9 protein-coding genes and 1 tRNA gene are annotated in these 9,646 nt (G+C 43.4%); 2 read left to right on the top strand and 8 right to left on the bottom strand.

The window, feature by feature from the left end; all coding sequences use genetic code 11:
• The first annotated feature begins 166 nt into the window (after window positions 1–166).
• Window positions 167–745, top strand: coding sequence for a 3'-5' exonuclease KapD (kapD, locus tag AC6I5A_RS11215; RefSeq protein ID WP_034615807.1), 579 nt, complete (start codon window positions 167–169; stop codon window positions 743–745).
• Between the two features lie 372 nt (window positions 746–1,117).
• Here the strand turns inward: kapD and AC6I5A_RS11210 are convergent, their stop codons facing one another.
• On the bottom strand, window positions 1,118–1,891 hold the full coding sequence (locus AC6I5A_RS11210) for a recombinase zinc beta ribbon domain-containing protein (protein WP_497900685.1): 774 nt from the start codon (window positions 1,889–1,891) through the stop codon (window positions 1,118–1,120).
• A 5-nt stretch (window positions 1,892–1,896) separates the two neighbouring features.
• On the opposite strand from AC6I5A_RS11210, the gene AC6I5A_RS11205 reads away from it, so the two are divergent.
• Window positions 1,897–2,769, top strand: coding sequence for a tyrosine-type recombinase/integrase (locus AC6I5A_RS11205; protein ID WP_052168041.1), 873 nt, complete (start codon window positions 1,897–1,899; stop codon window positions 2,767–2,769).
• 143 nt (window positions 2,770–2,912) lie between these two features.
• Here the strand turns inward: AC6I5A_RS11205 and AC6I5A_RS11200 are convergent.
• From AC6I5A_RS11200 to AC6I5A_RS11170, 7 genes are all read right to left on the bottom strand, one after another.
• Window positions 2,913–2,988: transfer RNA gene (locus AC6I5A_RS11200), tRNA-Lys, on the bottom strand.
• 73 nt (window positions 2,989–3,061) lie between these two features.
• Window positions 3,062–4,468, bottom strand: a complete 1,407-nt coding sequence (pepV, locus tag AC6I5A_RS11195; RefSeq protein WP_034615804.1) for a dipeptidase PepV — start codon at window positions 4,466–4,468, stop codon at window positions 3,062–3,064.
• 64 nt (window positions 4,469–4,532) lie between these two features.
• Window positions 4,533–6,560 carry a penicillin-binding protein gene (locus AC6I5A_RS11190; RefSeq protein ID WP_034615801.1) on the bottom strand — a complete coding sequence of 676 codons (2,028 nt, stop codon included), beginning with the start codon at window positions 6,558–6,560 and terminating at the stop codon, window positions 4,533–4,535.
• A gap of 227 nt (window positions 6,561–6,787) precedes the next feature.
• Window positions 6,788–7,756 carry a rhomboid family intramembrane serine protease gene (locus tag AC6I5A_RS11185; RefSeq protein ID WP_034615799.1) on the bottom strand — a complete coding sequence of 323 codons (969 nt, stop codon included), beginning with the start codon at window positions 7,754–7,756 and terminating at the stop codon, window positions 6,788–6,790.
• 15 nt (window positions 7,757–7,771) lie between these two features.
• Window positions 7,772–8,491, bottom strand: a complete 720-nt coding sequence (larC, locus tag AC6I5A_RS11180) for a nickel pincer cofactor biosynthesis protein LarC (protein ID WP_034615796.1) — start codon at window positions 8,489–8,491, stop codon at window positions 7,772–7,774.
• Entirely contained in the window at window positions 8,488–9,267 is a 780-nt protein-coding gene (gene larB / locus AC6I5A_RS11175; protein WP_034615793.1) for a nickel pincer cofactor biosynthesis protein LarB, read from the bottom strand. Before larB ends, larC begins: the two co-directional genes overlap by 4 nt.
• Window positions 9,264–9,646: NAD(P)/FAD-dependent oxidoreductase (locus AC6I5A_RS11170; RefSeq protein WP_034615791.1), on the bottom strand; the 383-nt coding region annotated here is incomplete at its 5' end. The genes larB and AC6I5A_RS11170, both read right to left, overlap by 4 nt.

The raw sequence follows: 9,646 nt of genomic DNA, 5'->3' as shown, positions 1-9,646 counted from the left end.
GGTTATAATAATGCGAAAAATAATACGGCAAAAATTACTATGCGTTTTTAAGTACACTTGTTGTGATATTTTGTTATTGCAAAAAACTCATGTAAAGAATTTGTCCATTGCCATTGCTATAGCAAGAGTTCAACTTGAAGTTACAAAATAAAGGAGGCAGAAGTATATGAATATTCAGGAATTGCTGGTTGTAGATTTTGAGTTTACGGTGGCGCCTTCCTATGGCAAACCCCGAGCTTTTTTCCCGGAAATAATTGAAATCGGCGCAGTAGTTGTCAATCCTGATGGTATCTTAACCAACAAACAATACAATTCTTTTGTAAAACCTCGCTTTTGGCCAAGAATCACTAAAGAATGTTACGGGATAACCGGCATAAAGCAAGAAGATATAAATCAGGGTGTCTCCTTAGAAACTGCGTTGTACCAATTAAAACAAATGGTTTCTACTAATCCATATTTTGTTGCTTGGGGCGATTCCGATCGTAAAGTCTTGGGCACCATATGCCAACGATATGGAATCGACTATCCTTTCAAATGGGAAAGTTATATCGACTTGGCCTTTGAATACAAGAAGTTTAATCAACGAAAAAATTTGACTTCATTAAAGACTGCCGTGGAGGAGACTCACCAGCAGCTAAAAGGTATCTGCCATGCTGCTCTCGATGATGCTATCAATACATCATTAGTACTCAAACACTTGATTTCCAAGGGCTGGAAACACGAAGTTCAAGCTTTAATCGCATAATATTAAGATGAAATTATTTCATCAACCATTTTCATCACTGAAAAAAATCAGTATAGACAAGAAAGAAAAGGCTTGTTCATTTCATGATATTTAAGAATTGCATTCAATAATCCCTCTTCTCAAAATATTAATTCCAAGAAATTCTACATATTTTGCTGATTAATATATTGAACTTTGCCGTAATTTCCCACTTTATATATTTACATGTTAATAACGAAATTCCTCCTGAATTTATAAATAATGAAAAATTTCAAAAGACGGGAGAGGGCCAAGTACCCTCTCCCACTTATTCCATAATTATAGTAGCACAATCAATGTTCCATAGTTGAGGCACTGCAACTCTGCGAAAAGAGCTGCAGTGTAGTATTTTATTTACTCGTCAATCTGGATTTCAATTCCGGACTTAAATTCCACAATGAAATGGTCATCGTAGACCGTTATCCTTTCCAAGAGTGTCCTTACATATTGCTCTTCGTATTCGGTAAGCTCGTAAGACAGGCCGTCGAGGAAAGCCATCATCTCATCAATTCGTGTCTTCAGGTCCTGACGGGAAGCTTCCTCTGCTTGGATGGCCTGCTTCTCATCACGCAGCCTTCTAATTTCCATACCAAGTTCATCACCAGAGTTTTTTATACCGGCTGTTGCTAAAAGTTCGTGTTGGAGTGCTTTTATCTGTTCATCGACCGCTGCAATGCAATCAGCAGCATTCTCTGCCAGGCTGCTTTCAATGTTTTCTCTTAACAGCGGCAGAATATCTTTCTTTTCACGGAAGGCTTCGTTTATAGCCTCTATCACCACTTTGTGAAGGAGATCTTCATGGACTGTCCTTGCAGGGCAATCAGGTCCGTCTTTTTCAACTCTGCTAACGCAGCGCCAAACCGTAGACTTGCAGCCCCGATTATTCCATTTGATTCTGCGGTATATATCTCCGCAATGTGAGCAGAATACGATCCCTGATAATGCATAACGTCCACTGTAGATTCGTTTGTGCAGTGTGGTGCCTTTTGTGAGGTTTGCGCGTCTAGCTATTTCCTCCTGCACCTTTAAGAAGATATCTTTGGGAATAATACCTTCGTGGCTATTCTCGACATAGTACTTTGGAACCTGGCCCTTATTGGATTCACGTTTCTTTTCAAGAATATCCACTGTGTATGTTTTCTGAAGCAATGCGTTCTATTAAATACCTCCAAGGAAATGATATTCGCCGCGATGGAAAGAAAGGTACACTAAGCGAGCGCTCACAACGTTATTATCATGCGGTTCTCTCTTCAATGTTGGAGGATGCAATGAAATGGCAACTTATTGCATCTAATCCAGCCTCCCGAGTGGAAGCACCTAAAGTTCATAAAAAACAAACCAACTCCTATGATGAAATACAAAGCGCCATGCTGCTAGAAGCTCTCCTCATTGAGCCAATTAAGTATCGTATCCTAGTTACGCTTGCTCTGTTTACTGGCCTACGCCGCGGTGAACTCCTTGGACTAGAATGGAAGGTTATTGACTTGGATAAAGGACAACTTGCAGTGATAAAACAAAGCCAATATACCCCAGAAACCGGAATCGTAGATAGAACAACAAAAACTGAAGGTTCCAAGCGTCTTATATCTATACCACCTTCTATAGTGGCCCTTCTCAAAGAGTACAAAGCATCGCAGAATGAAGAAAGGCTAAAGATCGGAAACCTTTGGCAAAAGAGCGACCGCTTATTTACTACATGGGACGGCAAACCCATGCACCCGGACACTGTAAGTAGTGGGTTTAATGATTTCCTGAATAGACACAATGAGAAAATGATTGAAGAGGAAAAGACCCCTCTTCCTCATATTAGATTTCACGATTTAAGACATACTTCAGCAAGCTTGATGATCTCGCAGGGAGTATCTTTAAAGAATGTTTCCAGCCGCTTAGGACATTCATCAATAACCATTACAGCCGATATTTATGCAACAGCTCTCCAGAGTGCCGATAAAGACGCTGCTCAGAAAATTGAAGATCTCTTTAGCATGAAAAAAGAACAGGCTTAAATGCCTGTCCTTTTTTCTATTCATTAAGTCCATTTAAGTATCGTTTTACAACGCCTGTCCCCAAAATGTCCCCAAAAGCCACTTTTATGCAATCACTGTATAAAAACAAAAACCCGCAATCGCTTGCGGGAGTAATGTCTTTTTGGTGCGCCACCACGGATTCGAACCGGGGACCTGCCGATTAAGAGTCGGATGCTCTACCAGCTGAGCTAGTGGCGCAACAAGAACAATAAGAAGTATACCTATAAAATATTAAATAGTCAAGCTATAAATATTGGTTACACCCCAGGTTCTATTGGTTCTCCGGGTCAGCAGCTAAGTTTAGAATAGCTTGTGCGTATACTTTGGTCGTTATGAGGAGGTTATCGACCGATATGTATTCATCAGCACAATGAACCATTTCAGGTTCACCCGGAAAAACAGGTCCAAAGGCTACCCCTTGGGGGAGTGCTTTAGCATACGTTCCCCCACCAATGGCAAAGGCAAAGGGTTCAAGCCCGGTAACATCGGTATAGGCTCTGAGCAGGGATTGAACTAAAGCACTGTCTTTGGGGACATGATGTGCTTTCTGATGGGTTAATACTTTAAGGCCGAGTTTTTCACTCCGGGCTATTTTTTCGATCGGGAGAAAAACATCATCCAGCTTAAACGTAACTGGGTAGCGGATATCGATGACGAAGCGAACTTTGTCGGAAGTCATCTCCAATATACCTAGATTTAGAGATAGCTTACCAGAGGGTTCATCACTTAAGGCAATTCCGAAACCTTCTCCGTTAAATCCAGTGCCTGGGTATGTCAATATAAAATCAAGAATGTGTTGTTCTTCATGGGCAAGAGGTAACGTCCGAAGGAATTGTAGAGCGTATAAAATTGCATTTATACCATTTTGTGGGAGACTCCCATGGGCCCCGAATCCCTTAAAGGTAAGTTTAATTTCCTGTTCATTATGATCTTGGTTATGAAGCTTACAGCTAACGCCCTTTGGGAAAGAGAAGTTTTTCAATTTCTTAGCAATGACATCGTCAGTGATCCCCTTGACGGTAACTTCGCAAAGATCTGGAACGATGTTCGCGCGTTCCCCACCCTGGACACGGACAAGATGGGGAAAAGATGTCGCATGGGATTTACTCAATTCGAGATGAAGAATCCCCTTTTCCGCATGGATCACCGGAAACTCAGCGTCCGGTGCAAATCCGATCCGGGGTACTTCCTCTTTTGTAAAATAATAATCCATATCCGCCCAATCAGACTCCTCATCGGTACCTAAAATCAGGCGAACTCGCATATTTAAGGGAATATTTGCATCTTTTATCGCTTTCATGGCGAAGAGAACCATTAACGACGGTCCTTTGTCATCTAATGCCCCCCGACCTAGTATTTTGCCGTCTTTGATCGTCGCACTATAGGGAGGGACTGACCAGCCATCCCCTTCCGGGACAACATCAATATGGCCCAGGATCCCTAAAAGGTCCCCCTTACCCATTTCAATATAACCGGCGTACCCGTCAACATTTTTAATTGTAAAGCCAAATTTTTCCCCTAATGCCAAAATCCACTCCAAGGCCTTTTGAATTCCAGGACCAAAAGGGGCGCCAGGTGCGGCATGTTCAATATCCCTGACACTCTTTATCTGGGTACACGCTTGGATGGCAGCAAGCAAGTCTTCTTTCATCAAGTCAATCTGTTGGTCAAGACGCATCTTTCTTCCTCCGATTATTCTAATCACAATTAACCCTAGCATACCCAGATTAAGTAATGTATTACTATGGATCCCCGGCGGCTAAAGTAGAAAAATTTACTTCGATGGTCGTACCTTTGACCACGACTTTTCCTGCTTCGGGTGATTGCTGATTAACTAAGCCGCTCCCGGTAAAATTGAAGTGCAGTTCAGACTTTGCCAATGTATCCCCAACCTGGCGCATGGTCATTCCGGTTAGATCAGGAACTATAACTTCCCCGCCTACAGGTAAACGTTCAGGGGTTACCGGTTTGGGAGAGGGTCTAACAGCTGAATTACCGGGTGAAATTGTTACGGTGCTTTCAGTATCTTTGGCTACAGGAAAGCCATAGTATTGCATGGCCCCCTCAATAATGGCTTTAGCTCTAGGTCCGCCTAAGAATCCTCCTTGATGGCTTCCACCTTCTTTTGGCGAATCTATAATTACCAGCACTGCAATCTTCGGGTCCTCCGCGGGTGCGTAAGCGGCGAATGAGGCAATGAAGTCTGTGGGCGAATATTGCCCGGTCTGAGGGTCAACTTTTTGGGCAGTTCCCGTTTTACCTGCAACATTAATACCTGGGATTTTGGCGAGTTGCCCAGTTCCATCAGCTACGACCTGTTCAAGGATTTCTGTCATTTGCTGTGCAGTTATTTTAGTGATTACCTGGCGTACGGGGGTTGGTTTTATTTGTTGAATGAGTTGACCATCAGGCGTCGTTATTTTGTCAACTATATAGGGGCGATAAAGTGTCCCCCCATTGGCCACCGCGGAAATGGCAGATAATAACTGTATCGGGGTAACTGAATTGGACTGGCCAAAAGACATAGTTGCGAGATCAATATCTCGGACTTTATCTTGGGGAAGGAGTAAACCACTTTCTTCACCTGCAATATCAATTCCTGTTTTTAAGCCAAATCCGAAAGCTTTTAAGTAAGTATAAAAGGACTCTTTACCTAAACTCATCCCAACCTGCGCCAATACAACATTGGAAGACAACTGCATCCCTTTTGTAAACGTAGGGTTACCATGCGGCTTTTGGTCCGAGTCCCAGTTGGTAATTATACGAGGTGGAATTCGAAGGTAGCCGGGGTCAGAAAACGTATCATTCGGGTGGACAACCCCTTCTTCCAAAGCGGCCGATCCGGTAATTATCTTGAAGACTGATCCTGGTTCATAAGACATACCAATTGCGAGGTTGCGGCGGGTTTCAGGTGTGACTTTAGAGTAATCCGTGGGATCAAATGTGGGACGGGATCCCATGCCCAAAATACGTCCGGTCTTCGGATCCATGGCTAAAATCGTTACACTATTAGCTTTGGTGGTTTGCTGTAAATTATCCAGTTGCTGTTCAACTAAATATTGAATCGTTGAATCTAAGGTTAAAGTGACGGAGTTTCCAGGGCTTGAAGGGTCTCCCTGAAGGAGGGCATCGAGGATGGAACGTGCCCGGGTATCTTGCTCCTGAGACTGAAAACCGGGTTTACCGAACAATTCTTTATCATAATAGGATTCAACGCCTTCCACGCCATGACCGGCTTGATTTACGATCCCAAGTACAGAGGCCGCAAAATTCCCCATAGGATAGACACGTTTTTCCTCTTCATTTAAACCTACCCCCGGGATTTTAAGAGCCATGATTTCATCTGCTTTATTTATGTCCACTTGATGAGCTAAGCTAATCCAGGAATAATTCTTATTGAGTTTATCGAGTATGTCCTGTGGTTTTATGTCTAAGATGCTTCCAAGCTCATTGGCAACATCTTCTTTCGTTTTTTTGAATTGCTTTTTGACAATTAAATCACTCAACATGTTGGGATTTGCATAGATTTCTTTAACCGGGATGCTTTGAGCTAAGACATTGCCTTGAGTATCAAAAATGATGCCTCTTTCCGGTCGCAGGCTTTTATCATTTGTCCGACGCTCAATCCCTTTAGCCTTGAGATCAGCAGCTTGAACGATTTGAAGTGTCACGAGCCTGGCTAACACCAGGGTGACCGCCAAAAGCAAAATCAAATGAACCCACCGATCACGTGAAAAATAACTAATTGTGCGTTTACTTCTTTTTTTCAAAGCATCACTCTTCTCTCCTTTCTATATTATAGCATTTTACAGCCTTCTTCCAACTCCTTTTTAACTCTAATATTTAACCAAATATAGAGCTCACGTTTTCTTAACTATCGATGGCAATTATTAAATAGCCACCTTGCTAAGAAATCGCAAGCTCTTGATTGTATTTTGTCCTTAGAAAGGGAAGGATTATGCTGGGAAAAGTAGGTAAAGAAGAGTTTTTTTTTCTCTTAGATCGTTTTTGATAGAAGAATACAGCTTATTGTACCGGTAATAAATCCTCCCAGATGCGCAAAGTTATCAATTCCTGGTTGGAGCAAACCAAATCCAAAATTAACCAAAATCACAACAACCAGATTCATTCCCAAGCCGGTCTTCCATAGTGTTGGCCGTTTAAAGCTGTAATACAAAAGCGCTCCTAAAAGTCCGAAGATCGCTCCGGAGGCTCCGGCAGAAAGGGCGGGAGAAAATATAAAGCTGGCAATTGATCCTCCGAGACCGCTCAAGATGTAAATCATAAGGAACCGTCGATGCCCCAGGATTTCTTCGGTTAAAGGGCCCAATGCCCACAAGGCATAAAGATTAAAGGCGAGGTGGATAATACCAATATGAATAAATGTACATGCTAAGAAACGCCAGAGTTCACCGTCCAGAATCAAGGTGTTAACTTTAGCTCCAAATTCGATAAGAACACGTTGATCGTTCGAACCGGTGATAGGATTTGGAAACAGATCCAGTCCGGCAATAACCATTAGTAGAAAATATATCAAGTTTATGCCTATAAAAGTATTCGTTATAAACGGTTTAAAAGATCTTGTTATTTGGGATTCCTTCCCTGGAATAACCGGCGTTCCCACAGCCAGTTGCTTTAACCAATGGGGAATCAACTGATCGTTGGTTGGAGGAAAAGGAAATATGTTACCCAGTTGGATATCCCAGTACCAAAGTTGGATATCAGGAAAACGGTGTTGTTTTAAATGTGAAGAATCAACCCCTTCGGGGCAAAAAACAATAACGTCCCACCTGAAAATATTTGCATAGGGGCGAAGCCACTGCTTAAATTCATCGGGAAGTTCATTGAATTTACCTAATAGAAGACCACGATTCAGCGACTCGTGAGTTGCACTAACCCAGCTTCCTTCTAAGGTTTCCAGCCTCCAGCCAGATTCTCTGAGGCTATGAATAATCTGTTCGAACATATGATCACCTCTATTTTAGGTCTCCCCAAGAACCCCTCGTAACAAACTTGGTATGCCGTAATCATTTTTACCGGCTCCATACCCCACATTGAGCAAAGTCATCTCCGGAAAAGTTGATTGCTGGGCTAAGGCACGGATAAGTGCAGCACCAGTCGGGGTAATGAGTTCGCCTGTAATTCCCGATTCATGGCATTTGTAGCCACGCAAGAGCATAAGTGTCGCCGGAGCGGGTAACGGCAATATTCCATGAGCACAGTGCACAAAACCATGTGACCAAGGAAGCGTAGGGACTCGAATTAAGTCAATGTCTAACTGATCCAGAGCGATACAGGTTCCCACAATATCGACAAGGGAATCAACTGCCCCCACTTCGTGAAAATGAACTTGGTCAAGCGTTGTCCCGTGAACATGGGCCTCTGCCTCAGCTAAAACATTAAAGACCAAAAGAGCGCTCTTTTGAGATCGTTCTGACAAGGTACCACGAAGGATCATGTTTTCAATATCCTGAAGACGTCGCTCATGATATTGATGATCTTTATTTTGAATAATAACTTCGATGTCGGTCGCTTGAATTCCATGGATTTGGCGCGCACGGATATCAAGGACAAATTCTGTCAGTCCAATGGAATGAAGTTGATTGACGATTATTTTTGGATCAGCGCCTAAAGCAAGCAGCGACCCTAGAGCCATGTCGCCGCTTATGCCGGCGAACGTATCCCAATATAAAATTCTCAAGCCGATACTCCTCCCGGTCTTTTTCGCGAAATACGGCGCACAATTGCCGAGGCTAAAGCAGCTGCCCCAAAGCCGTTATCAATATTAACGACTCCGATTCCGGAAGCACAACCGTTTAACATACTGAGTAAGGCGGCTAGTCCTTGAAAGTGAGCACCATAACCCACACTTGTTGGTACAGCGATAACAGGTTGTTCGACTAGTCCTCCGACGACACTGGCCAGGGCGCCTTCCATTCCGGCAATAACGATAAGCACTTCGGCGCGTTCCAATAACTTTCTCTGATCGAACAGACGGTGTATACCGGCGACACCAACATCATACAGCGTATCAACCTCGTGTCCCATATAGCGAGCCGTCAGCCAGGCTTCTTGAGCCACAGGCAAATCGGCAGTCCCAGCAGTTATAATGAGGATCCTGCCGGAAATGGTGGGATCCTCCAGGGGACGAAGTAGGAGACAGCGGGCCTGCAAATCATATTGAGCACCTGGAAAATGGGCTAAAATAAGTTCTGCATTTTTAGGGTCGAGACGGGTACCCAACACGTTTTTGGCCTTGGTGCCCAAGTGTTTTAAAATTGAAATAATATGGTCAGGTTGTTTTCCCTGACAAAAAATCACTTCTGATTGTCCCGTGCGCAGCGTTCGATGATGATCTAACCGTGCAAACCCCAGATCTTCATAGGAAAGATCTTTTAATTGAAGCAGCGCTTCACCGGGGGAGCATGCCCCTTGCTGAACAGATTCAAGGAGGGCCTTTATGGTCTCTTCATTCATGCCTTATCCTCCGCTGGATGGGGGAATTTTTTCGAAAGAAACTTTTCCACTTCTACTGCGGCCAAAGCGCCATCTCCAACTGCCGTGGATACTTGTCGCAAGGGAGTGTTGCGGATATCCCCGGCGGCATAAACGCCTTCAATATTAGTTTGCAAGAGAGGATTGGTCAGAATATAACCACGCTCGTCCGCCTCAATTTCTCCGTTGATAAATTGAACGTTAGGAGCTGTTCCAACATAGATGAAAACGCCATCTGCCGGGATTTCACGTGTTTCTCCGCTGAGTACATCATGTATGCGAACACCTTCCAAACGATCAGACCCAAGGATTTCCTCAATTATGGTATTCAGCTCAAAATGTATTTTTGGGTTATCTTTTG

The organism is Desulfosporosinus sp. Tol-M2 (genome assembly GCF_059735615.1).
The sequence above is the reverse complement of the archived record's forward strand: the minus strand, read 5'-3'. Positions and strand labels throughout refer to the sequence as shown.